The sequence below is a fragment of the Thalassomonas sp. RHCl1 genome (assembly GCF_947387555.1).
In the GTDB taxonomy this organism is placed as follows: Bacteria; Pseudomonadota; Gammaproteobacteria; order Enterobacterales; family Alteromonadaceae; genus Thalassomonas.
This window is the reverse complement of sequence record NZ_CANDNZ010000007.1, coordinates 98430-121788: the sequence shown is the minus strand read 5'-3', so window position 1 is coordinate 121788 and position 23359 is coordinate 98430. Positions and strand designations below refer to the sequence as shown.

Below are 23359 nucleotides of genomic sequence, written 5' to 3'. Positions count from 1 at the left end.
AAGGGCAGTTATTTATTTTTTTGCAAAAAAGCTAAGAAGTCTTGTTCCGGCATAGGCTTGGCATAATAGTAACCCTGCACTTCATGACATCCCTGCTCTTTCAGGTGCGCCTCTTGGGCGAGATCTTCAACCCCTTCGGCAATCACCTTAAGGTTCATTTGCTTGCCTAAATTAATAATAGTATCGGCAATTAGAGACTGTCCCGGCTGGGTAATGTCGTTGACAAAAGAGCGATCCACTTTCAAGCGATCAAAAGGCAGTTTTTGCAGGTAACTCAAAGAAGAGTAACCGGTACCAAAATCATCCAGGGCAATACTGATCCCCTGCTCTTTCAGCTTTAATAAAGAATCAATGACCACCTGAGGTTCATCCATCAGGATATTTTCAGTGATTTCCAGCTCTAACTTACTTGCTTGTACTTGATGGGCCTTAGTAGTCTCGATAATATTATCGACGAAATTACTGCGTCTGAACTGAGGAATGGAGACATTAACGGAGATACTGACCTGGTCAAAGCCCTGCTCTTCCAGGGTCGTGATTTGTAAACAGGCCTGATTGATGACCCAGTCGCCGATTTCGATGATCAAGCCGGAATATTCCGCCAGCGGGATAAAGATTTCCGGAGAAATAAAAGCGCCGTCGGCGGTGCGCCAGCGCAATAAGGCTTCGGCTCCTATCACTTTTCCCGTTTCCAAACTCAGCTGCGGCTGATACCAAAGTTCCAGGCGATTTTCGGAAAAATCAGTTCTTAACTGACGTATCATACCCAGGCGCCACAGGGTCTTGTCTTCCATTTCCTGCATATAGTACATGCAGTGTTGTTCACGATTTTTCTTGGCCAAATTCAGGGCGATGTTAATTTGGTTTAATACTTTAACTCCCGGCAGGCGGGCATATTCTTTGGTGCAAAAACCAATACAAGCATTAATAGGCAACTTCTGCTCGCCGGCATCAAAAGGCTGGTAGAACAAAGCACTGAGGTGATCGGGATTGATAAACTCACTCGGCCCTATCACACCAAAAACATCGGCGCCGACACGGGCAATCTGACACTCCTCACTTAATCCGGACAAACGCCTTGCCACAGCCGCTAGCAAGAGATTACCGACATCTTGTCCTAAACCGTCATTGATATCACTGAAATGATTGATATCCACCAGGGCCGCGACCAGGTCCTGATTATCGCTGTTGGAAAACTGATCTAATAAATTAACAAATTCCAGCCGGTTGGGCAGTTCGGTTAACCAGTCTTTATAGGCAGCATTACGTAATTTCTGGAATAAATGTACATTCTCATAACCAATAGCGATATTGGTAAGAAAAACCTCGATCAGCTGCTGCTGGGTTTCCGTTAACTCATTGGCTAACTCTAAATAAATAACGGCACGATAACCGCCGCTGGCCAGATATAAGCTGACATTTTTATCATCGAAATTATGCTGCTTTTGCCCGAAACAAGAAGCGACCTGCGAGCTGATCTGCTCATTTTTCAGGGTATCGAGTTTTTGGTTAACAATAACTGCGGAGTGCCCCTGCTGGCCTAAAATATAAAAACTTAAATCATCGGCGCTGCTGATAATGCCCTGACCGCGGGCGCAGAACAAACCACAGACGTCATCGCCCAGCAAGCGGTTAAGTTGTTGTAAGACTCCCTGCCCGAATGCCTGCACCGAATGCAGTTCGAGTAAGTCGGCAGCGGCTTCAATAATTTTTTCCAGCCCGATACGGTTTTGGCTGACGGTAGAAATTTGCTGGTAGGAGCGGATAGCCGCATAAACTGTGGTCACCAGTTTACGGCGGGTCAATTCGGTTTTAGTTTTATAGTCATTAATATCATAATCTTTAATGACACTTTCTTCCGGAGCATAACCGGGTTGCCCGGTGCGCAATACTATGCGTATATCTTCGCGGCATAATTCTTCACGGATATGCTTAACAACATTCAAACCGGCATCATCCGTTTCCATAACCACATCGAGCAATACCAGCACTATGTCATCATGTTCTTCAATAAGTTCGCAGGCATCTTTGCCGGAATAGGCGTGTAAATATTCGAGGCGGCGCCCCAATACCACAAGGTCAGATAAGGCTAATTGAGTAACAGAATGAATTTCCGGATCATCATCAACGATCAACACTTTCCAAGCATCACCATTTAGTTCATCGATAATGTCATCTTCGTCGCTATCATCAATAAACAAAAAATCGTCGTTAGTGTTTTCTGTAGCCTGCATACTGTCCTCAAATAACTAGTAAAAACTTCAACTAGTTAAGTCTGCTTCTCGTTGGATTATTATCACTGTAACTTGAAACTATTTTTATATAACATTCTACTACATAATAAAAGTCAGATTCTAAATATTCAACAAATCAATGTAATAAAATACAATCTTTCAATGCTTTGTTCTAAGTATATTAAAAAATGAAAGGTAAACAAGACACTTATATAGGAATCGCCGTTAAATATGATTACACTGGAGCAGGCAAAAATCCCCCGATTTTGTCCGGAATTTGCGATGAATATTCCCTTTATTTACCGCTGTTAATCACATTGACCGCATAAGCACAGGTTTGAGTTTAAGGTAGCAAGATGAAGATAACGAAACCCGCAACGAACACTCCGGCAGTGGTACCGGCAAGTAGCACCAAACTTGAAGCTACCCCGGCTAAAGTTCCCGCCAAAGAGAGCGGTCATCAGACATCGGTTTCCGGCGCCAGTTCACAAATGCAACTACTCAATCTGGCCAAACAATTTGTCTTAGACGGCGGCCTGGTGTCACCCGATAAGCAGATGCCATTAGAAGACAGATCCCGCAAACGCGAACGACTGCTCAGTTTACGCAAACAGCAGAATATGGAAAGCATCATCCAAAAAGCCCTGGCCTACTGCTCTGAAAGTGAAATCACCGACAAGGCAGATCAAGACTGGTTTAACCGCTTTATTTCCCTGGCGGAAGAAGTCAGCAATAAAACCATGCAGGAGTTATGGGCGAAAATCCTCTCGGGTGAAATTTCCCAGCCCGGGACCTTTTCATTAAAGGCTTTGAAAATATTCCGTAATATGAGTATCAATGACGCCAAGCTGCTGGCCAAGGCCTGCTCGCTGGCGGTTAAAGATCAGGGCAAGAAAAACATCCGGATCATCTCCGGCAGCTATATACAACCCGGCCTGTTTAATTTTTTCGATAAGAACCGCGAGCAAAACCTCAATTTAAGCCACCACGGTTTAAGTTATGCCGACCTGTTGACCTTATCGGACAATAACTTGCTGTTCATCCAGGAAACCGAGTCCAGCTCTCTGGCCAAAGGAGAGCAACTGCACTTCCTTTATAATGGTTCGCCGCTGGATTTAACGGCTAAAGGGGCAAATACCGTGATCCGCTTTTATAAGTTCACACCTGTGGGTACAGAGTTAGCCTCTTTAATCGGCGATAATGCCGAGACTAAATACCTGGATGAATTAAAGCTCAAACTCGGCCATCATTTCCAGTTATAGCATGCCTTTCTATTATTAGCCCTGCGCTAAAAAGCCGGTTCCAGCCCCCGATAAACAGGCAGAGGGGCTAAATACCGTCACCATCCGTATGCAGACCACATTCGCGCTGCATCCCGGCAAAACGGGTATCGCTTTCATCCATGCCTAAGGTTAACGGCCTGGTGCTATGCACATCCCCCACGGAAACATAACCTTGATCCCATAAAGGATGATAAGGCAGACCATGTTTAGTCAGGTACTGGTGAATATCTTTATTACTCCAGTCGATGATCGGGTGTACTTTAAAGCGCCCCCGTAAAATGCTGACCACAGACAAACCTTTCCTGTGCTCCGTCTGCTGGCGGCGCACCCCGGAAAACCAGGTACCGGCATTTAACTCGGACAAGCCACGCTCAAGCGGTTCCACCTTGTTAAGACGGTTATATTTTTTCAGCGCATCACTGCCCTGCTCCCACGCCTTGCCATATTTGGCCAGCTGCCAGGAGGCACTTTCTTTGGCGCTGTATACCTGCAGGTTTAAGTTAAAACGCTCGGTCAGTTCATCGATGAAACGATAGGTTTCCGGAAACAAATGCCCGGTATCGGTCACCAGCACCGGAATATCAGGGTCGATTTGCGTCATCATATGCAACATCACCGCCGACTGGATACCAAAACTGGATGACAGCACGAAATGGCCGGGCAAGTTTTCCATTGCCCATTCCACCCGCTCCATCGGAGACTGCTGTTCCAGCAATTCATTCCACTGGTTTAACCAGGGCTCCGGCAAAGATGCCGGAAACCTGTTATTAATTGCCGCTTTAGTCATGAAAGTCCCTTACGCTGACGATGACTTCGGCCACTACCCCGACACGGATAACAAAATCGCCAAAATCTTCGTTTTCATTGCGCTCACGTCCCCAACGGCCAATCAGCTGATCCAGCTCCGCCAATATCGCCTGTTCGTCGAGGTTCTCTTTAAATAACTTAGGAATACGGGTACCGTTCTTATTGCCCCCCAGATAAACATTATATTTACCCGGTCCTTTACCCACTAAGCCGATTTCCGCCAGCATTGCCCGGCCACAGCCGTTAGGGCAACCGACGATACGGAAAATAATATGCTCATCCGTTAATTCATGCTTGGCCAGCAAACCTTCAACATGGCCGATCATCGTCGGCAGGTAACGTTCGGCTTCTGCCATGGCTAACGGACAAGTCGGCAATGACACACAGGCCATGGAGTTTTCCCGCTGCACGGTATTATTGTCATCAATCAGGCCGTGGGCTCGGGCAATTTCTTCAATTTTTGCCTTATCCTGCTCGGCAACACCGGCAATGATCAGGTTCTGGTTGGCGGTCATGCGAAAATCCCCTTTATGGATTTTTGCGATTTCCGCAACACCTGATTTAAGGGGCTTATCCGGATAGTCCAGTAAACGGCCGCTTTGAATAAACAGGGTTAAGTGATGTTTATTATCTATGCCTTCAACCCAGCCGATACGATCGCCACGACCGGTAAATTCATAAGGACGGCTGTCGCTGAATTTAACGCCGGCTCTTTGCTCGACTTCCGCCTTAAAGACGTCAACGCCGATACGGTCTAAAGTGTATTTGGTTTTGGCATTTTTCCGGTTAACCCGGTTACCATAATCCCGCTGGGTGGTGACCACAGCTGCGGCAACGTCCAGGGTATTTTCCAGCGGCACAAAACCAAAGTCTTCCGCTTTACGCGGGTAAGTACTCTTATCGCCATGGGTCATGGCCAGACCGCCGCCGACCAGGACGTTAAAACCAACCAGCTTGCCGTTTTCGGCAATGGCGACAAAGTTGAGATCATTGGCATGCACATCCACATCGTTTTGCGGCGGGATCACAACCGTGGTTTTAAATTTACGGGGCAGATAATTACTGCCTAAAATAGGCTCTTCTTCAACCTTACCGCCCTGCACTTTTTCGCCGTCTAGCCAGATTTCGGCATAGGCCTTGGTCTTAGGCAATAAATGCTCACTGATTTTTTTGGCCCATTCATAGGCTTCCTGGTGCAGCTCAGACTCCACCGGGTTAGAAGTACAAAGTACGTTACGGTTCACGTCCCCTGCCGTGGCGATAGAGTCTATGCCGTAGTCGTTCAGGGTTTGGTGCATCAGCTTAATGTTCGGCTTTAATACCCCGTGAAACTGGAAAGTCTGGCGGGTAGTAATACGGATACTGCCGTAACTGGTTTTTTCCTGGGAAAACTTATCGATCGCCAACCATTGCTTCGGGGTAATAATACCGCCGGGCATACGGGCACGTAACATCACGTTATGCAAAGGCTCCAGTTTTTGCTTCTGGCGCTCGGCGCGAATATCCCGGTCATCCTGCTGGTACATGCCGTGGAAGCGGATCAGCTGGAAGTTATCGGCGGTAAAACCACCTGTCATCTGATCGCCTAAATCCTGGGTAATAGTGCCGCGCAACAAGTCGCTCTGGCCTTTTAAACGTTCGTTGTCTGCCAGCTTGCCGTCAACAACTAAATCCGGATTAATTTCTGTGGTGCTCATTAGTACACATCCTTCTGGTAACGTTTACTTACCCGTAACGTTTTTAAATAATCTTCTGCCTGCTCTGTAGATAAACCGCCTTGTTCGGCAATGATCTCAAGCAGCGTATTGTGAACATCTTTGGCCATACGATTGGCATCACCACAGACATACAGATGAGCACCGCGCTCTAACCAGGCAAAAACTTCTTTTGCCTGCTCTTTTAACCTGTCCTGAACATAGATTTTCTCTGCCTGATCCCGGGAGAAGGCAACATTCATCTTAGTCAGCAGGCCGGATTTCAGGTAATTTTGCCATTCCACCTGGTAGAGAAAGTCCTGGGTAAAGGTTTGATCGCCGAAGAACATCCAGTTATCACCACCGGCATCCCGGGCTTCACGCTCTTGCATAAAGGCCCTGAACGGTGCAACACCTGTGCCCGGCCCGATCATGATCACCGGGGTATCATCACTTTCCGGCAAGCGGAAGTTATCATTATGCTCAACAAAAACTTTTACCTTAGCGCCTTCTTCAAGACGCTGGGCCAGATAGCCGGATGCGCCGCCAAGGCGGGTTTTGCCATCTCGCTCATAACTCACCAGGCCTACGGTTAAATGAACTTCTTCATCTACCTCTGCCTGGCTCGAAGCAATAGAATACAGACGTGGCGTCATTTTACGTAAGGTGTCAATCAGTTCCTGAGGCGTTACTTGTGCCGGAGCTAATTTCAGGATATCCACCAGCTGATGATTAGCGGCAAACTCCCTTAAAGCATTTTTATCTTCCGCCAGAGTCAATAGCTCGGCCGAACCGGATGTTTTTGCCCAAAAATCAACAAATGACGGTGCCGTCTGGGTAATTTCAAACACAGAAACCAGGGCTTCGCTAATAGCAAGCGTTTGTTCACTATCGTCTTTGCTGAAAGTAACCTGCTCATCCCCGGAAAAAGCCAACAGCTGGAGCAATTCATCTACCAGGACCTGGTCATTTTCGAACCAGACACCCAGAGCATCACCCGGCTGATAAGTTAATCCGGACTCGCCCAGGTCAATTTCGATATGACGGACATCTTTTGCCGACTCCCGACCGGTAATTTTCTGACTTACCAGAAACTCTGCAGCATAAGGGTTTTGCTTGTTGTAACTGCTGTCAGCGCTGTTTGAAACCGGCAGGTTCACTACAGGCGCCAGGGCGTCAGCAGATGACGTCAGCTCTTCCTTTAAGGTTTCAACAATTTGTGTGCTCCAGGCCTTGGCATCGCTGTCGTAGTCGACGTCACAGTCAACCCTGGCGCTTACCTGGGTTGCACCCAAGGCTTTAAGGCGTTCATCAAAATCTTTACCCGTCTGGCAGAAGAACTCATAACTGCTGTCCCCTAATGCCAAAACACTATATTTCAAGTTCGGCAGTTTAGGGGCTTTTTTCGAAAACAAGAACTCATGGAATTCAAGGCCGTCATCCGGCGCTTCACCTTCGCCGTTGGTACTGGCAACGATTAACAGGTGTGTTTCCGACTTCAGCGACTTCGCTTTATAGTCGGCAACATTTTTTAAATTAACTGTGATCCCCGCCGCTTCAGCGCTTTGCGCCAACTGCTGCGCCACACCTTTGGCATTACCTGTTTGGGAAACGTATAAAATGGTTAACGTCGATGAAACCGCCGCTTGCGCCGCCGGTAATACCGCCACCGAAGACTGCTCGCTTTTCGCGGCTAAATAACCACTGGCCCAGGCAAGCTGAAGTGGAGAATAACTACCTATGGTTTGTTGAAGGGATGCCAACTGATCCGCATCCAACATGGTTTGACTTAAATTTCGCTGCTTTGGCAACATAACAGATACTTCGCCCATTAAATTTGATAGCGACAGGATAGACAAAGCAAAACGAAATTAAAAAGAATAGAAAATGATTTTTTATTCCAAAAGTGTATATAAGCGTTAATGAAGTGAAAAAGTGCTTTTCGTTCAGATAACAAACAGGTTTGCACTTGTTTATTCCTGCTGTTACTAAGGAAGGTGTAAAATACCGTTCCTCCTGAACATCGCCATTCTTTCACATCCATGTAATCATGGCATACCGTGCCTCCTGAACATCGCCATTCTTTCACATCCATGTGATCATGGCATACCGTTCCTCCTGAACATAAAAAAGAGGCCGTAGCCTCTTTTCAAATAACAAAGGTTTAGTTGTTAACCCTAGACCATATCTTCAAACGGATTAGATGTCGGTAAAGTGATGTCATGCTTAAACCCGGGCACGGATATCGACTGTTCGCTGATCTTGATGTCATTCTCATCAATCTGGCCCTGGCCAAACTTATAGATCAAGCCAAACTGGCCATTATCGGCATTTTGCTGGTAACGGGCCTGCGCCTGTTCTACCTGCTGCAGCTTCTGCTGATAACCGGCAAAGGCTTCTTTACCGTAACGTTTTTCCATCATCGACAGCGTCACCTTAGGTGAAAAGATAGCCGCCGTGGCATTATTGCCGCCAAAACCCTTGGAGTTGATAAAAGCCACGTCCATATCCGGGCAAGTCCAGTGCTCGGTGGCAATGTTTAATCTTTCATCATGAACATCATCCGCCACCTTATCGATTGTGGTCACTCCCGGCATAATGTTATGGGCAAAAATACCCAGCGCCATCGCCAGCTGATCACCACTGGCAGGGCCTATGGTATGACCGACAAAGGCTTTAGGGGCTGCTACCGGCCAGTTGCTGATATTAAAACTGTCGGCAATGCGATCATAAATCAAGGACTCTGTTACCCGGTTTTGCGGGGTACTGGAACCGTGGGCGAGAATAAAGCTGCGCTGTTCCAGGGCTTCGCCCCCTAAAATGCTTTTTGCCAGCGCCACCGATTTTGCCATGGTGATATAATTACCCGGACCCGGGGCAGTAATAGATTTCTTAAAGCCGTCGGCATTAACAAAAACATCGGCTACTGATCCCATCACCTGGGCGCCCATTTCCAGCGCCAATTCATCGTCCATTAATACCGCAAACTGAGCGCCTTCACCTATGGTAAAGCCGCAATTCTCCCCGAACGGACGGCTGGTTCTGCGGTGATCGACACTGTCTGTGCCATCGAGTCTTTTCAGGCCTTCTTCATTGGCCAGGGCGCTCATATTACCAAAACCTTCTACCACTTCAGGGGTCACAGCTGCTTCAGCACTACCGACAATCGCTACCCGGATCCTACCTGCCTGCATATCCTGCACGGCGGCGCGCATATTATAAAGAAAAGTAGCGCAGGCACCGGAAGCGGTAAAGGTGGTACCGACATTACCGGTAACATAGGCATTGATAAAATCGGTAGACATAGTATTTAAACCTAATGCCAGGTTTTTCGTTGACACCCGGTCACCGCGTAAGCGGTTGTTCATCATGCCGCCCAGACCTTCATTTTGTACCTGCCCCATCACGGAAGCCGAGTACACTCCGATCTGATCGGCGCCGATCTTTTCCAGGATATCTTCCCAGGCAATCCCGGTTGAATGTATGGCATCGCTGGCGCCAAAAATGGTCGCCTGCAAACCTCTGGGCTGATAACGGCTGTTATAAAGATTTTCCGGCTTAAAACCGGTAGGAAACTGTCCTGCCGCCTTAATGGGATTGTCGCGCACCGAGTGATGTTTAATATCCAAATTATCCGGAATGTCCACCTTCACCCGGCCATCATCAAGCTCAGTGACTTGCCAGCTTGATGGTAATGGCGTTGGTAGATCACGTTTACGGGTTTCAAAACTAAAACCCTGCTCGCTTGGGGTCAGGGTCATTTTCTGATGCCAGGGGGTCGCATCCGGATCAAAGTGGTTGTTTTCTATTTTCCGGATCAGGGTGCCGTTGAGGATCTGTTCGCCAAACACGCTTTCAATATCGGCAGGTGCAATCGCCTTACCTTCTTGATCAAAGAGCTGGCCTTCACGGTAGCTCACCAGGTTCATTAATGTCGCCAAACCGACAAAAGTTTCCTGCCGTGCCCGGGCATTGAGTTTATCGATAACGATTCGGCGAAAGCCCTGATGAAACGATGTACGTCCTGCAGCGTTGATGCCGCCCATGCCAACAATAAGAGGTAAAGCCGTCATTAATAAACCTTTACTTAATTCAATAGTTTTCTCAGATGTTATTAGTTTATGTGCTTTACCCTAAAAATAATTAGCATATCAGGCCATATAAGATGCAAAAAAGGCCAAACAAAAGTAAACTGACTCAATATAAAGAAAAAACAGAACCCTCATGAGCCAAAAGCAAATCACCATAGCCCTGCCGATTTATCAGCATGTGCTGGCAACCAGCTTGACCTTACCGATAGAAATGTTACTTGCCGGAGAAGCCTTTGCCAGACGCCATGACAGAAATGCAACTTCATTGAATATCCAGCTGGTCAGCCAGGATGACCGGGCAATTGCCTCCCGTGCCGGTATTCGACTCACACCTGATGCCCAGCTTCGGGACTGCCCGACTCCGGATATTGTGATCGTACCCAGCCTGTGGCGAAATCCCAGGCCGGTGTTACGCCAGCAGCAGGAGCTGATTCAATGGTTACATGATTTATGGCAACAGGGCACCACCCTGATAGGCACAGGCACCGGGGTATGTTTTCTGGCACAGTCGGGGTTACTCGATAACCATCCCGCCACCACCCATTGGCATTATGTCGAACAGTTTAAACGTGACTATCCGGCTGTAGTGCTAAAACCGGATTTTTTTATCACCCAGTCGGAGCGGATTTATTGTGCCGCCAGCTTAAATGCCCTGGCAGATATCATTGTTCATATCATAGATCAGACATACGGCCGCGCGGCTGCCCAGCAGGTGGAGCGTAATTTCTCCCATGAGATCCGGAAACCCTATGAAGAGCAGAGGTACAGGGAAGGAGCGGTAGATCGCCACCCAGATGAATTGATTTCCCAAATCCAGTTCTGGTTAAAAACCAATGTCTCTTCCCCCCTGACCCTAAACCAGGTCGCCGCTCAGTTCGGTTTAAGCCAGCGCTCTTTTACCCGGCGCTTTAAAACGGCTACCGGCAGCAGCGCCGGGGACTACTGGCAGCAATTAAAACTGGAGACCGCCAAAGAGCTGCTATCTTCGAGTAATTTATCGATCCAGGAAATATCCTACCAGGTGGGATATCCGAACCAGGGAGATCTGACCCGGTTATTTAAAAAACATCTGGCGCTAACCCCGAAGGATTACCGCCAGATGGTACGTAAAAAACTCTTCAGCCAGGAATAAAGCCAGCCCTTATCAGCCGGAGTCAAATATCATCCGGGCGACCAAGATCACCTTGTTGATAATCACAGACGCCGTCGGGGAAAACCGCTTCAAGCTGCGCTATATATCCGCTCATATCATGCTCTCCGTAAAGACCTGCTTTTACTGCCTGTTTCACCGGCATCAACTGGCATTTGAAGACATCTCCGGCCCAGCCGCCACCGGCCTGGATACGGCTGGTGCTGTACATGGGATATACTTGCTGACAACTGCCGCTCTGTTTTTGATTCCACTGGCCATCCCAGACATCCTTCCCCCGGTGCAAGATGGCGCCGTCGGCAGCAAAACAGGTATCTTGCAACTGCTCCGGCTTGGCTTCAAGTACACCGGCAAAAGAGTCCTCTTTTTTATTTAACAGCCAGCTATCCATCATATTAAACGCCTGTTGCAACGGATTATGCTCTTTGTGAGAGATCCAGATCACATGATTATCCGCATGGCCATTGGCTTGCTGCATCCTCAGCCGGCTGTAAAATGATGCGGAAACATGGTGCATATCCAGATCATCCTCTAAATAATGGCGCACATCGATCACCGGCAACGCCACCTTACCGATAAAGACCTGGCCGGAGCGGTAGGCCGCCTGCATAGCAGCAAGGGAACCGGTCCTTCTTTGCGCCGCATGCCCGTTCACTTTAGTGATATTCTGATTGCCCCATAAGGAAAGCCATAAGGGGAGTTTTTTACCAAATGGCGTGATCAGCGATTCTGCTTTCATCTTATCCTGGGGTTTCCAGCTACCGATATGTTTATTGATATCCAGAAACTCTTCAAAACTGATACTGTTATCAACAAAAGCCGATAAACCATACTGCACGCCGACATTATCCCAGGTGGTCAGGCCAAAACCCTGGTTATCCTTGCCCAATACATTTGCCATATCCTGCCAGTAACTCCAGTTGACCTTCTCTACCACATCGGGGTGGAAAAAATCGCGGATAAAGCCCTGCCTGGGATTATTGATAAAACTGGACAAACCAAAATAACCATTGATGCATTCACTGTTGCCCTTAGGCAGGGAAGGAACAAAGCCCGCCATCAACTGGTTAACCGGCTGCAGGAAGCCGGCTCTTTGAGGAAAGTCATTAATGGCATTCATGCCTTCGATCAGCTGCCTTTTTTGCCAGTCATTCCAAGTCGCCTTATCCCGGCTGCGGAAAGTGAAGTAGTTATTTAATAAATCGCAATCTAAGGCATAAGTGGTTTGGGTGATCATATCGGGATAAGAATATAGGGGGATCAAACCGTCGAGTATACCCCTGCTGTTCTGGCCTATCAGGTATTGAGCCAACCCGCCGCCTGAGCCACCGATACCAACAGTGTAAAGGGGCTCACCATATAAGCTGACAAATTGTTGTTTCACCCGCCGCGCAGTATCTTCTGCCAGCAACATATTATAAGTATAACTGGTGCGGTTGCCGCTGGAGCTGATCACCGCATAACCGTCCTGTAACTGCTGCAGCTGTCGGGTGATCACCCGGCGCGCCGTTTGCCGCCCCTGGCGGTAGCCTATGCCGGAGCCGCCGTTAAACTGATAGATCAAACGCTGATTCCACTTGGATGTTGCCGTGCGAGAATCCAAGTCATCCGGGGATACCGGCACCACCAGGGTATAAATAAAGCGGTTAATGGTGCCCTGCTCCACCCGAAATAAATTCCCTTTGCTCATTTGGCCATGTGCCTGCTGCTCCAGCAAGTCCTGAGTAACCCGCTCAACCTTATCCCCGGCGTCAACCCTGTAATAGGCCACGGATGTTGGTAAAGAGCAATCTTTGCTGTAGCCGATAACCTCTTTTTTGTCCGTTATTGAGCGGTAGACGGGTACTCCCAGACCAAGCTGGTTATCCACTTCAGGCTGTCCAAGCCCGGAATCTAAGGTCATGCAATAAAAGGGATATTGCATTTTTCCGGCATATAAGCTGTTGACCGGCCCGGTTTCACCGATAGCAATCGGGAAGGCAAAGGTTTCTTGCGGTCTCGGCAGCAATCGAATATGGCGCGTAACCGGCAGTTGAAAATTATCCGGCGCCACTGCCACGGCTTTTACCTGCCGGTAAGCAAAAGATTTAGCCGGCTGCCAAAGTTTAATAAAGAAAAAACCAATGATAGTGACTAAAAATAGAAGTGTAACCCCAAGGAAAATCCACCTTTTTTGTGTCATAACCCGCTCCTCCTGTACAGCTGTTTTTGAGCATATACACCTTTAATTCTAGTTTAAAAAAGCACAGGTTTTCGACGAGCCGGTTGCAACTCATGTAAAGTATTTGGATTTAATCAGGTTATTTTTTTATTTGATAACGGGGAGAAAACAGAGAGAAATAACCGGTACCGGAAAAACCAGCACCGGCTGATAAAGATTAAAAGTGCATGATAACCCCGGCAAACAGACCTTTAAATTCAAGATCTGCATAAAAGTCATCAAGATCATCTAATTCAAATTTCACTGCCCGGTAACCTGCAGTTAAGTTAACATCCAGGGCAAAGTTATCCGTCAGGGCATAGCTGACCCCGACCTGGTAATCATATAAGGTATGATCATCAAAAGTTAAATAGTTACCTTCGGCAAACAGGTTCCAGTCGGTAAAAGGCAAACCTATGATCACCGAGCTATAGGCCATAGGTATGATTTCCGACACCGAACGGCTGGCACTTTGAGTATTACCGGTATCGGCAACCTTTACATCACCGTCGAGATCCCTGGCGGTTAAACCAAAATCAAAGGTCAGCAGATCATTGTCAAACAACTCATAATAAAAAGTGTAATCGTTATAGCTGACATCAAAAACCGCATCGACACTGGTATCTGCGCTAAAAGTTTGATCGTTAAATTCAAAATCAGTTGTCAGCGTAGTATTACCGTCGGTATCCAAATTGGTGTGCGCCAGTTTCACATTCGGTAAAAACGGCAGCGGATGCTCCACGGCAACGAAAAAACTGCCCTGCTGCTCATCCTTTAAATTAAAATCGCTTTGGGTGGTGCTTTCCCCGAATACCCCTTCGGCTTCGTTATCCCATACCTGGCCGCCGAAATAGACCCCCAATAAAGTGTCCGCCTGTACCGATGCCGATAACAAGGTGGTAAGAGTTAATGCTATTGCTGCTTTTTTCATGTTTTATCCCTGACTTAATAATTCATTTAAATCAATTAATGCGGCATTGGCCCGCGAAATATAATTGGCCATCACTAACGAGTGGTTGGCAAGAAAACCAAAACCGTCGCCATTAAGGATCATCGGACTCCATACCGGCTGCTGGCTCGCTTTTAATTCCCGGATGATTTGCTGCACGCTGACTTTGGCATTTTTCTTCTCCAGGACATCATTAAAATCGATTTCTATCGCCTGCAAAAAGTGCAATAACGCCCAGCAGGCGCCCCTGGCTTCATAAAATTCATCGTCGATTTTCCACCAGCTGGTTTTCATTTGCAGACTCGATGCCGCACTGGTGGACTGCTGGGCCACACTGTCACCCGCCAGATCGGTATTCATCTGCTCCCGGCCGACACTGGCACTTAACCGCTGGGAATAGCTGCCTAAGCGTTTTTCCACTTCTTTAAGCCAGTCGCGCAGGTTATCGGCACGGGCATAAAACTGCGCATTCTGGCTGCTGACATCGGTAAGCGCACTGCGATAGGCATATAACTCTTTGATCGCTTTCTTATATTCCCCTTCGGCACTCGGCATCGCCCAGCTGGTATGGTCGATATTCAATTGCGGATGGGCATTTTTTAAATGCTGATTTTCCAGCGACTGGGACTGGGAGCGGCTAAACTCCTGGCGCATCACCAGGGCCATATCCCGCACCATTTCCAGGGCGCCAAATTCCCAGGCGGGAATATTATCTAAAAACACCGACGGCGGGATGGCATCGTTGGATAAATAACCGCCGGGTTTATCCAGCATGGTTTCGATCACCCGGATCAAAGACGTGGTTGTGGTATAACCGACCACAGGCGCAACATTATCAAGGGTGGCATCCTGGGTCACCTGGGTCTTGATATCAAATTCATCCGGCTCAAAACTCCACCACACCCCGACAAAATAAAAAATAAAAAACACAGCCACGACCATAGTCACGACTGTTTTTGTGGAAAAACTAACTTTCATAAACGGCTCCTAATCTCCTAATGATGGTGATGGTGATTGTCTTTCTTCTGATGAGTGTTTTTTTTCTTTAAGCCCTGCACCGGCAACTCGATATTGACATCCTGCCCCCCGGAAAAATGCAAGGTGACCGGCATGTTTTCCCCATGCTTTAACGGCCCAGGTAAATCGAACACCATTAAATGCAGTCCTGAGGGTTGTAAGGTCACACTTTCCTTGCCCTTGATAGTGATTGACGCCTTTTGCCTCATACGCATCATGCCGTCGGACATGGTATGCTCATGAATTTCAATGCGCGGGCTGCGTTTGCTGCTGGCGCCGGTTAAAGTAAAGGTCTTATCGCTGCTATTGGTGATGGTCATGTAGGCTGAGGAAATAACGGTGCCGGGAATGGTTTCCCTGACGTAGCCGCCATCAACAGCGATTGCTCCGCTTGCGGTAAAACTTAAGGCCCTGAAGCTGCAAACAGTTAAAAAACAACATATAAACAATGAAAAAGCCGGGTAAAATTTTTTCATCTCTCTCTATACTTCCTTATCCAGACGCATTATGGTTGTGGTGCCCGCTATTGTAACTAAGCTAAGACAAAATGGATAATTTAATTCTTACTCATGAACACCAAGGTGTTTTCACTATCACCTTGAATCGCCTTGATAAAAAAAATGCCCTTAACACGGCCATGTACCAGTCCCTGATCAAACACTTTGCTTATGCCAGCGAAAGCGACACTGTGCATTGCCTGCTGATCCAGGGGGATCAAAATTGCTTCACCGCAGGTAACGACCTGCAGGACTTTATTGAAAGCGCCGAAAGCGGAGACCTGGTGGCAATGGATTTTGTCAGGGCCCTGGCCGCTTTCGACAAGCCAATTATTGCCGCTGTCGCCGGTGTTGCCGTGGGTATAGGCACCACCTTGCTGCTGCACTGCGACATGGTGGTCGCCGCCAACAACAGTCACTTTAAACTGCCCTTCACCCAGTTAGGCCTGTGCCCGGAAGCCGGCTCCAGCTTATTGTTGACCCAACGCCTTGGTCATAACCGCGCCTTTGAACTCCTGGTCTTAGGCAAGTCCTTCGAAGCGGAGCAGGCGCTGGAATATGGCCTGGTAAACCAGGTATGCCAGCCGGATGAAGTACTGTCACGTGCCGCAACCCTGGCCGCTGAAATTGCCGCCCTGCCGCAAGATGCCGTTAAAACCAGCCGGGCCCTTATTCATCAAGCCAGCCAGGCAATATTACCGGCAGTCATTGAAAATGAAGGTAAGGAGTTTGTCCGGCTGATGGCCACCGATAGTTGCAAGAATATCCTGGCTAAATTCTTCAAATAATTGTTTTATCTAACCTTAAAGCCAGATAATGACCACAAGTTATCTGGCTTTTTTCTTCACGATAAAAAAGTAAAAACCTCTCTTTAATGGGCTGGTTGGCGGCCACCGCGGCTAACCAGCCAAATAGCACAGGCAATCAAAATGATCGGCCAGAACATGCCCAGCATCAACATTAAAGCGCCACCGAAGATCAACAAGATAATAAAAATAATCGAACCAAAGACACTTAATACTATGGCTAACGCCGCTATCACCAGCACCACCACAAACAAGGCAGCAAAACTGACCGCCTGAACCGGCTCAAGCAACTCATTGTCCATATAAACATCTACGTTAAACCAATCGATAACACTGGCGCCAAACACATAGGTTAAAAATAATGTGGCAATAATGGCCAGCAATAACGACTTCATAAATGACATAAAACCTCCTTCTTTAGTTCTTCCACCGCAGCTTTTACGGTTTTGATTACCTGTCCGACATCAGCAAGGCCGACACCAGGTAAGCCACGCCGGTTGCTACCGGAAAGGTGATCAGTGCTACAATTGCTGCCACCCTTACCACTAATCTGGGTAACTGATAATACTTGGCCAGGCCGGCGCAGACCCCGGATAGTTTTTTATGGTGGACATCTTTGCTCAGTGTTTTTTTAACTGAATAACTTCTCTCGTATTGCATCTCTACTCCCCTTTCCGGCACCTTCAAGGCGATTCCATCATTGAAGGCATACCGGATTACTTGTTGATAAAATCATTGCCAACCAGGGTTGGCGGCCGGAGCCTGGTTAATAACTAACCGTTAGCCACCTGCTTTTTCAGCTGCGCCAGCTCCTGCTCTATGTTGTCGTCATTTTCCAGCTCACGGAACTGGCTATTAAGATCTTTGTTTTCCGTCAGATCATAAGCCTCAACTTCCGCCTCGACCCGGTCGATTTTTTGCTGGTAACGTTCAAACTTGGCTATCGCTTCATCAATATTGACCACCGCCGCCTGCTGACGTACTTTCAATCTGGCCTGGACGCTTTGCTCACGCACCACATATGCCTGCTGGCGACGTTTGGCTTCGGTTAACTTATCCTGCAAGCGCTGGCTGTCTTCCTGCACCTTGCTTAAATATTCTTCCAGCGTATCCAGCTCTTCCTGAATGAGCTGCGCCTGCTCTTTGCTTTTGTTTTTTTCTGCCAGTGCCGAACGGGCCAAATCTTCTCTATCTTTACTAACCGCCAGTTCGGCTTTCTCCTGCCAATGGCTAATACTGGTCTCTATGGTGCGTTTTTGCCGTAATAACGTTTTCTTCTCGGCAATATGTTTTGCCGCCGCCGCCCGCACTTCAACCAGGGTTTCTTCCATTTCCTGAATGATCAATTTGATCATTTTTTCCGGATGTTCAGCCTTATCTAACATGCTGTTGATATTGGCGTTGATGATATCGGCAAATCTTGAAAACATACCCATAATGGCACTCTCCTACTCTTGTAAATAATTTTTATATTCTTGACTGTTTTGTTTTTTATCCGTTGTCGTTTTGGCCGTTTCGCCGGAAAACAACTGGGCACTTTCGGCTTTAAACTCGCGGATCTCCTGGCTGATAGAATGGCTCAACTGCTGTGTCAGCTCAGTCACCATCTGCTGTCCCTGGGCAACAACAAACTGGCTTACCGTCGCTTCTACCGACACCTGTTGGGCATTGGCGTTAGTTGCTAAAGCCGTTAATAAAATACCTGCTAGTGCCAGTTTTTTATTCATTCGTTTATTCATAACCGAGATCCTTATAGCCTTTAAATAACCTGATAAAAGTGCTTAATCACATAAGCTTTGAACTATCTATTACAATCCACATGCCAAGTTAAAAATAAAAAATAAACAACTGATAAATAAAGACAAATTCAAAAGTAAGGATTGACACCCCAAACAAAGACATATTATGTCAAACTAAAATATAGCGATTTTAACCACTGAAGGAGTGAAATTGACCAACAAAAAAAGTTAAGTGCAAATGGGTGTTTTCGTTAAAGGTAACTAAGGAGAAAGATCAGGAAAAGCCCGCAATTACATACGGGCCTGTTGCAGCGTTCAATATTAATCGCAAGTAACGGGTAAATTCAGCTTTTGTCCCCATTCACTCCAGGAACCGTCATAAACACTGATATCCCGATAACCGCAATAATCGGCGGCAAGCGCCAGGATACAGGCGGTGATACCTGAACCGCAAGTCATCACCAGGCTATTTTTCTCCCCGGTTAATGCCCGAAGCTTCTGCTGCAATTCATCTTTTGTTTTAAATTGCCCGTCGCTGAGCAACTCGCGATAAGGTAAATTTACCGCCCCCGGCATATGGCCGCTGCGGACACCGGCTCTGGGCTCAGCTTCCTTACCATAAAAGCGGGGCGCTCCCCTGGCATCCATCACAGTAACATCAGTATCCGTCAATACCTGGCTCACCTTATGATAATCACAAAAATACCCGCCCCTGGGGCTGGCAATAAAATTCCCTTGTGTTATTTCCTGCGTTGTAGCTGGCGCCTGCGGGAGTTGCTTTTGACACCACAGGGGCAAGCCCCCGTCTAATACCGCCACATTGTCAAAGCCCATGGCTTTAAACATCCACCAGGCCCGGGCACTGGAAAAAATCCCCAGATCATCATAAACCACAATCTGGCTATCCTGATTTATTCCCAGCTTTCTCGCCTCGCGGGTAAAAGCTTCGGCTGAGACCATGGTATGGGGTAAATCACTTTGCTGATCAGAAAAGAGTCCTTCCAAATCAAAACGACGGGCATTGGCAATGGCATATTGCGGCCACTGGCATACCGGAGCTGGATTATTTCCCACAGGAGGAATACTGGCATCAAGAATAATTAAATTAGCAGCTTCCAGGTTTGATAAAAGCTGTTCGGGGGTAATGATATGCTTAAAAGTAATTGACATAGCTAGCATTTATAGAACAAGAATTAAACTAGCTTAATTTTAAAAATGGCCGGTTTCAACCACTAAATCAGCAGCCAAGCGCCGAAAAGAAAGGCAATAAAGGGAATAGCCTATGGCTTAGGCAGCAAAGAAAAAATAGAGATAAAACGGACAGCCAGCACCATCCGTTTAATCACAGCCGGTAATCATAGACGATTCATCGTTGAGCAAACTTGTTTGCTTACCTTCAAAATAAGCGACGATTAATGACACGGCTAACAAACCAACCCCGGGCAGCATCATCAAAATAAATAACATGCTCAAACTGATCATAACCACAACCCCACTTATTTTGCGTTAACCTGGACATTGTTTTTAGCACCGCTGAAATAACCAGTCTGTACCAGCAATTCATTCGCTTTGCTTAGCTCTTGCACCGATAACAGGTTTTTCCTGATCGCCTGGCGATTTTCCTGCTGCATTTGTTTGTTCAACTGCACAGCATTTTGCTGCATCATATTTTCAACTGCCTGCTTTACTGATAGTTCTTCATTGGCTTGTACGGATAAAGAGGTTAAAAACAAGCCGGTCATCACTACGGTAACTAAAGATTTCATCACTATTCTCCACAAGTCTGTTATTAAAAAAGGTAGCCAAATCAGCTCCCTTTCATTCGGTATTAATTATTAAGTCGACATAACTATTACAAAGGTTGTGCCAGCAAATGAAAAAAATCATAAAACCATGATTTTTAATGAAATTTAGTTTTGATGGCAAATTAAGATAGAAAAAGAACTAACAAGGAAAGCCATTGAACAGCTGAAAGTTAGTGAAAAAAACCACTAATTGGTAAAAATAATGATTAAATAACAATGAGGTTATAAAACAGTAAGAAGGGTAGAAGAAACAAGATCCCGAATTAGGGATCAGATTTCCCGAAAACGGGAAATCTTAATCACAAAAAATATTTTAAACGACAGACAGAAGCCAAAGAAACGGATGCCGCGTTAATCAAAAGACACTTGGGCGAAAGCATCCCGCAACACTTTACTGTCAGCGCCCGATTTACTTGAGCTCTCACTTAAATGACGACGAAACAACCTGGCACCGGCAAAACCGTTGCACAGCCCCAGCATATGCCTGAGCACATGCCAGGCCCTGCCGCCGCCTGCAACATAACGGTCAATATAATCGGCCATTTCATCGATCACCTGCGCCCGGCTAATCACAGGTGAAAAGCTTTGCCACAGGCTTTGATCTGCCTGTGCCAGCAAATAAGGGTTCTGGTAAATTTCCCGGCCGATCATAACACCGTCGAGATGGCCTAAATGCTCATTCGCTTCCGCCAAGGACTTAATCCCGCCATTAATGGAGATTTCCAGATCAGCAAAATCCTGTTTAATCTGGTAAACCCGCTGGTAATCCAGCGGCGGCACTTCACGGTTTTGCTTCGGACTCAAACCGCTTAACCAGGCTTTTCGCGCATGAATAATGAAATGCTGACAACCTGCTTGCGAAACTTCGCTGATAAACTGGTGCAAAAACTCGTAACTGTCCTGATCGTCAATACCAATACGGGATTTTACCGTGATCGGAATATTCACCGCCGCTTGCATTTGCTCAACACACTGGGCCACCAGGGACGGCTCCGCCATCAAACAAGCACCAAAACGGCCGTTTTGGACCCGATCCGAAGGGCAACCGACATTAATATTGATTTCATCATAACCACGCTGCTCAGCAATTTTTGCGCACTCGGTCATGGCAAGCGGATCACTGCCTCCCAACTGCAACACCAGTGGATGTTCCTCATCATTAAATGCCAAATACTCCCCTTTGCCAAATAAAATTGCCCCTGTTGTCACCATTTCTGTATATAAAACAGTCTTTTTTGACATAGTCCGGTAAAAATAACGACAATGACGATCGGTCCAGTCGAGCATGGGAGCCACGGATAGTTTATGAGAAATCATATAGTTAACAAAAAACCTTTAAATTTAAAGCGAGTTCAGGCATTGGAAGTAACAGCTGAAAGATGGCTAAATTATACGGGATTATAAAGTGCTGAACAAAAAAATAATAATCTATGATTAAACAAACTATTGCTGCCTATCACTTACTTTATGATCGAAAGAATCTTGCGAAAGTTTTCAATTTTAGACGTTTTCATCAATTCAAAAATACACATTTCTAAGCTGGTTAAACGGGCGCCGCTATCCCTCATCTTTATTAACGCCAAATCTATATTTGATTGTAAACGAGAGGAAATGCAATCCGAAACCACATCAACTTTAAACCCTTCATTTAACAAACCTAACACACTTTGATAGACACAAATATGGGCTTCAATGCCGGCAACCAGCCACTCCTGCCTTCCCGTGGCTTTAATAGCCTTATTGACCTGTGGTTCACACATAGCATTAAAATGAAACTTCTCAATTGCATCCGCTCCCTTCATCAATTCAACTATTTCCGGAACTGTTGCACCTAAGCCTTTGGGATTTTGCTCTAGCCATATAACCGGCATCGCCAGCAATTTACTGCACTGAAGCAATTTTTTGGTATTAGCAAGAAATAGCTCACTATGCTGCACCATCCTGGCTAAACTGCCCTGTATATCCACCAGGATCAGACCGCAATTTTCTTTTTCAAGCATAAATCCCCCTAAAGCCAAAACGCTCTCCTGGCTAGAGTAAAATAACCTTGACCCAATGTAGCACTATTATCACTTACAGCGACACCACTGTGTGAGGCTAGATATCTTCAAGCACCTCATAAGTGACTATTTCAGGAGCTTGATTAAGAAAGCTCAGCAGGATGGCAAAATCTCCCTTCTTCTCTCTCCAGCTCAGATACAGTTCTAAATTTTGCTCCTGCTGCCAATAGGTTATGATCATAAATTCATTTTCAGATAAGCGTGAAAGCTCGGCGCCGTTATTCCCTATAAAGCTCCTGGTTCCCGGTAGAATTTTTTTAAAAAAAGATAAAAGCGCTTCTGATTGCCCGGGTTTTGCTTCAAATGCAAATGTTGTCATTCGGCTCACAATATAATTCCTAATCGATAATCCAAACACTGTTCATCCGGGCTGATTAAGGCTATTTACCGGCATCAGCCCTTAAGACAACTCTCCTACCGGACTAAACTCAGCAAATTTTCGGAACTGTCAACATTACAATAACCGAAACTTAATGCCGCCATAAACGCATGATGGACATGATGAGCAGGTACGACCACCCCGTTAAATTCCAGATCCAGCGTTGCACAAGCATCGTGGGCAACATGGCATTCATAACCAAAATCGACAGCAGCACGGGTCACAGCATCTATGCACATATGGCTCATTGCACCAACAATAACCAGTTTTTCGACATTAAGACGCTGCAAGAGGCTTTTTAATTCAGTATCACGAAAACTGTTTATTTGATGCTTCAAAATAACCGGCTCACCTTTAGCCGGGGCTACTCTGGTGTGAATTTTTGCTCCCTCGGATTCAGGCAAAAAGAAAGGTGCATCATGTGAAGGAAACTCATGGCGGACATGAATAACCGGCAATGCCTGCTTACGAAACTCAGCCAGCAGAGCAGCAGCATTCGCTGCAGCGGCTTCAGTCGCCGATAACGCCCATTTAGCGCCCGGGTAACTTGCATAATAGTCGTTTTGAAAATCAATTAATAATAAAGCTGTATTTGACATAATCATCTCTCGTGTATTGTTTCAACGTGTTGTAGGCACTATTATGCAA

The 23359-nt window shown here is 46.6% G+C and carries 23 protein-coding genes; 3 read left to right on the top strand and 20 right to left on the bottom strand.

Translation table 11 applies throughout. The features are described from left to right. Positions 1-8: 8 nt before the first annotated feature. Positions 9-2234 (bottom strand): EAL domain-containing protein, encoded by a 2226-nt coding sequence (locus tag QL234_RS19630; RefSeq protein WP_281559478.1) that lies wholly within the window; start codon positions 2232-2234, stop codon positions 9-11. A gap of 356 nt (positions 2235-2590) precedes the next feature. On the opposite strand from QL234_RS19630, the gene QL234_RS19625 reads away from it, so the two are divergent. Continuing rightward, a complete protein-coding gene (locus tag QL234_RS19625; RefSeq protein WP_281559477.1) occupies positions 2591-3496 on the top strand; it encodes a TIGR03899 family protein in 906 nt (301 codons plus the stop codon). A 67-nt stretch (positions 3497-3563) separates the two neighbouring features. Here the strand turns inward: QL234_RS19625 and QL234_RS19620 are convergent, their stop codons facing one another. The 4 genes from QL234_RS19620 to QL234_RS19605 all read right to left on the bottom strand — a co-directional run bounded on the left by QL234_RS19620 (position 3564) and on the right by QL234_RS19605 (position 10091). Next, the gene (locus QL234_RS19620; RefSeq protein WP_281559476.1) at positions 3564-4304 is read right to left on the bottom strand and encodes a phosphoadenylyl-sulfate reductase; all 741 of its coding nucleotides are present in this window, start codon (positions 4302-4304) and stop codon (positions 3564-3566) included. Next, complete coding sequence (cysI, locus tag QL234_RS19615) at positions 4297-6021, bottom strand: assimilatory sulfite reductase (NADPH) hemoprotein subunit (RefSeq protein ID WP_281559475.1); 1725 nt, start codon at positions 6019-6021, stop codon at positions 4297-4299. Before cysI ends, QL234_RS19620 begins: the two co-directional genes overlap by 8 nt. Continuing rightward, positions 6021-7832 carry an assimilatory sulfite reductase (NADPH) flavoprotein subunit gene (locus QL234_RS19610; RefSeq protein WP_281559474.1) on the bottom strand — a complete coding sequence of 604 codons (1812 nt, stop codon included), beginning with the start codon at positions 7830-7832 and terminating at the stop codon, positions 6021-6023. The genes cysI and QL234_RS19610 overlap by 1 nt, the downstream gene beginning before the upstream one ends. Positions 7833-8195: 363 nt before the next feature. After that, positions 8196-10091 carry a beta-ketoacyl synthase gene (locus QL234_RS19605; RefSeq protein ID WP_281559473.1) on the bottom strand — a complete coding sequence of 632 codons (1896 nt, stop codon included), beginning with the start codon at positions 10089-10091 and terminating at the stop codon, positions 8196-8198. 151 nt (positions 10092-10242) lie between these two features. Between QL234_RS19605 and QL234_RS19600 the strand changes: the two genes are divergently transcribed. Continuing rightward, on the top strand, positions 10243-11241 hold the full coding sequence (locus tag QL234_RS19600; RefSeq protein ID WP_281559472.1) for a helix-turn-helix domain-containing protein: 999 nt from the start codon (positions 10243-10245) through the stop codon (positions 11239-11241). 22 nt (positions 11242-11263) lie between these two features. On the opposite strand, the gene QL234_RS19595 is transcribed toward QL234_RS19600, so the two are convergent. The 4 genes from QL234_RS19595 to QL234_RS19580 all read right to left on the bottom strand — a co-directional run bounded on the left by QL234_RS19595 (position 11264) and on the right by QL234_RS19580 (position 15901). Beyond that, positions 11264-13441 (bottom strand): DUF6351 family protein, encoded by a 2178-nt coding sequence (locus QL234_RS19595; protein ID WP_281559471.1) that lies wholly within the window; start codon positions 13439-13441, stop codon positions 11264-11266. Between the two features lie 196 nt (positions 13442-13637). Then, positions 13638-14390, bottom strand: coding sequence for a TIGR04219 family outer membrane beta-barrel protein (locus tag QL234_RS19590; protein WP_281559470.1), 753 nt, complete (start codon positions 14388-14390; stop codon positions 13638-13640). Positions 14391-14393: 3 nt separating this feature from the next. After that, complete coding sequence (locus QL234_RS19585) at positions 14394-15386, bottom strand: DUF2333 family protein (RefSeq protein ID WP_281559469.1); 993 nt, start codon at positions 15384-15386, stop codon at positions 14394-14396. A 17-nt stretch (positions 15387-15403) separates the two neighbouring features. After that, on the bottom strand, positions 15404-15901 hold the full coding sequence (locus tag QL234_RS19580; protein ID WP_281559468.1) for a copper chaperone PCu(A)C: 498 nt from the start codon (positions 15899-15901) through the stop codon (positions 15404-15406). Between the two features lie 71 nt (positions 15902-15972). Here QL234_RS19580 and QL234_RS19575 point away from each other — a divergent pair, with 71 nt between their 5' ends. Continuing rightward, entirely contained in the window at positions 15973-16710 is a 738-nt protein-coding gene (locus QL234_RS19575) for an enoyl-CoA hydratase-related protein (RefSeq protein ID WP_281559467.1), read from the top strand. Positions 16711-16793: 83 nt separating this feature from the next. On the opposite strand, the gene QL234_RS19570 is transcribed toward QL234_RS19575, so the two are convergent. From QL234_RS19570 to QL234_RS19520, 11 genes are all read right to left on the bottom strand, one after another. Then, positions 16794-17132, bottom strand: coding sequence for a hypothetical protein (locus tag QL234_RS19570; RefSeq protein WP_281559466.1), 339 nt, complete (start codon positions 17130-17132; stop codon positions 16794-16796). A 46-nt stretch (positions 17133-17178) separates the two neighbouring features. Then, a complete protein-coding gene (locus QL234_RS19565) occupies positions 17179-17388 on the bottom strand; it encodes a PspC domain-containing protein (protein WP_281559465.1) in 210 nt (69 codons plus the stop codon). A gap of 113 nt (positions 17389-17501) precedes the next feature. Continuing rightward, a complete protein-coding gene (pspA, locus tag QL234_RS19560; protein ID WP_281559464.1) occupies positions 17502-18164 on the bottom strand; it encodes a phage shock protein PspA in 663 nt (220 codons plus the stop codon). Positions 18165-18176: 12 nt separating this feature from the next. Continuing rightward, positions 18177-18467 (bottom strand): hypothetical protein, encoded by a 291-nt coding sequence (locus tag QL234_RS19555; protein WP_281559463.1) that lies wholly within the window; start codon positions 18465-18467, stop codon positions 18177-18179. A 321-nt stretch (positions 18468-18788) separates the two neighbouring features. Further along, on the bottom strand, positions 18789-19637 hold the full coding sequence (locus tag QL234_RS19550; RefSeq protein ID WP_281559462.1) for a sulfurtransferase: 849 nt from the start codon (positions 19635-19637) through the stop codon (positions 18789-18791). Between the two features lie 168 nt (positions 19638-19805). After that, positions 19806-19949: a hypothetical protein gene (locus QL234_RS19545; RefSeq protein WP_160298238.1), complete on the bottom strand. Its 144-nt coding sequence runs from the start codon at positions 19947-19949 to the stop codon at positions 19806-19808. A 14-nt stretch (positions 19950-19963) separates the two neighbouring features. After that, on the bottom strand, positions 19964-20233 hold the full coding sequence (locus QL234_RS19540) for a hypothetical protein (protein WP_281559461.1): 270 nt from the start codon (positions 20231-20233) through the stop codon (positions 19964-19966). 390 nt (positions 20234-20623) lie between these two features. Beyond that, a complete protein-coding gene (dusA, locus tag QL234_RS19535) occupies positions 20624-21589 on the bottom strand; it encodes a tRNA dihydrouridine(20/20a) synthase DusA (protein ID WP_281559460.1) in 966 nt (321 codons plus the stop codon). A gap of 143 nt (positions 21590-21732) precedes the next feature. Continuing rightward, positions 21733-22272 (bottom strand): isochorismatase family protein, encoded by a 540-nt coding sequence (locus QL234_RS19530; RefSeq protein WP_281559459.1) that lies wholly within the window; start codon positions 22270-22272, stop codon positions 21733-21735. 97 nt (positions 22273-22369) lie between these two features. Further along, positions 22370-22651: an antibiotic biosynthesis monooxygenase gene (locus tag QL234_RS19525; RefSeq protein ID WP_281559671.1), complete on the bottom strand. Its 282-nt coding sequence runs from the start codon at positions 22649-22651 to the stop codon at positions 22370-22372. Between the two features lie 95 nt (positions 22652-22746). Beyond that, the gene (locus QL234_RS19520; protein ID WP_281559458.1) at positions 22747-23316 is read right to left on the bottom strand and encodes a cysteine hydrolase family protein; all 570 of its coding nucleotides are present in this window, start codon (positions 23314-23316) and stop codon (positions 22747-22749) included. Between the last annotated feature and the right edge of the window lie 43 nt (positions 23317-23359).

What these genes read in the sequence shown, in the direction of transcription:
- QL234_RS19630 (WP_281559478.1), bottom strand. Translation starts at nt 2,234, where the DNA reads ATGCAGGCTACAGAAAACACTAACGACGATTTTTTGTTTATTGATGAT.
- QL234_RS19625 (WP_281559477.1), top strand. Translation starts at nt 2,591, where the DNA reads ATGAAGATAACGAAACCCGCAACGAACACTCCGGCAGTGGTACCGGCA.
- QL234_RS19620 (WP_281559476.1), bottom strand. Translation starts at nt 4,304, where the DNA reads ATGACTAAAGCGGCAATTAATAACAGGTTTCCGGCATCTTTGCCGGAG.
- cysI (WP_281559475.1), bottom strand. Translation starts at nt 6,021, where the DNA reads ATGAGCACCACAGAAATTAATCCGGATTTAGTTGTTGACGGCAAGCTG.
- QL234_RS19610 (WP_281559474.1), bottom strand. Translation starts at nt 7,832, where the DNA reads ATGTTGCCAAAGCAGCGAAATTTAAGTCAAACCATGTTGGATGCGGAT.
- QL234_RS19605 (WP_281559473.1), bottom strand. Translation starts at nt 10,091, where the DNA reads ATGACGGCTTTACCTCTTATTGTTGGCATGGGCGGCATCAACGCTGCA.
- QL234_RS19600 (WP_281559472.1), top strand. Translation starts at nt 10,243, where the DNA reads ATGAGCCAAAAGCAAATCACCATAGCCCTGCCGATTTATCAGCATGTG.
- QL234_RS19595 (WP_281559471.1), bottom strand. Translation starts at nt 13,441, where the DNA reads ATGACACAAAAAAGGTGGATTTTCCTTGGGGTTACACTTCTATTTTTA.
- QL234_RS19590 (WP_281559470.1), bottom strand. Translation starts at nt 14,390, where the DNA reads ATGAAAAAAGCAGCAATAGCATTAACTCTTACCACCTTGTTATCGGCA.
- QL234_RS19585 (WP_281559469.1), bottom strand. Translation starts at nt 15,386, where the DNA reads ATGAAAGTTAGTTTTTCCACAAAAACAGTCGTGACTATGGTCGTGGCT.
- QL234_RS19580 (WP_281559468.1), bottom strand. Translation starts at nt 15,901, where the DNA reads ATGAAAAAATTTTACCCGGCTTTTTCATTGTTTATATGTTGTTTTTTA.
- QL234_RS19575 (WP_281559467.1), top strand. Translation starts at nt 15,973, where the DNA reads ATGGATAATTTAATTCTTACTCATGAACACCAAGGTGTTTTCACTATC.
- QL234_RS19570 (WP_281559466.1), bottom strand. Translation starts at nt 17,132, where the DNA reads ATGTCATTTATGAAGTCGTTATTGCTGGCCATTATTGCCACATTATTT.
- QL234_RS19565 (WP_281559465.1), bottom strand. Translation starts at nt 17,388, where the DNA reads ATGCAATACGAGAGAAGTTATTCAGTTAAAAAAACACTGAGCAAAGAT.
- pspA (WP_281559464.1), bottom strand. Translation starts at nt 18,164, where the DNA reads ATGGGTATGTTTTCAAGATTTGCCGATATCATCAACGCCAATATCAAC.
- QL234_RS19555 (WP_281559463.1), bottom strand. Translation starts at nt 18,467, where the DNA reads ATGAATAAACGAATGAATAAAAAACTGGCACTAGCAGGTATTTTATTA.
- QL234_RS19550 (WP_281559462.1), bottom strand. Translation starts at nt 19,637, where the DNA reads ATGTCAATTACTTTTAAGCATATCATTACCCCCGAACAGCTTTTATCA.
- QL234_RS19545 (WP_160298238.1), bottom strand. Translation starts at nt 19,949, where the DNA reads ATGATCAGTTTGAGCATGTTATTTATTTTGATGATGCTGCCCGGGGTT.
- QL234_RS19540 (WP_281559461.1), bottom strand. Translation starts at nt 20,233, where the DNA reads ATGAAATCTTTAGTTACCGTAGTGATGACCGGCTTGTTTTTAACCTCT.
- dusA (WP_281559460.1), bottom strand. Translation starts at nt 21,589, where the DNA reads ATGATTTCTCATAAACTATCCGTGGCTCCCATGCTCGACTGGACCGAT.
- QL234_RS19530 (WP_281559459.1), bottom strand. Translation starts at nt 22,272, where the DNA reads ATGCTTGAAAAAGAAAATTGCGGTCTGATCCTGGTGGATATACAGGGC.
- QL234_RS19525 (WP_281559671.1), bottom strand. Translation starts at nt 22,651, where the DNA reads ATGACAACATTTGCATTTGAAGCAAAACCCGGGCAATCAGAAGCGCTT.
- QL234_RS19520 (WP_281559458.1), bottom strand. Translation starts at nt 23,316, where the DNA reads ATGATTATGTCAAATACAGCTTTATTATTAATTGATTTTCAAAACGAC.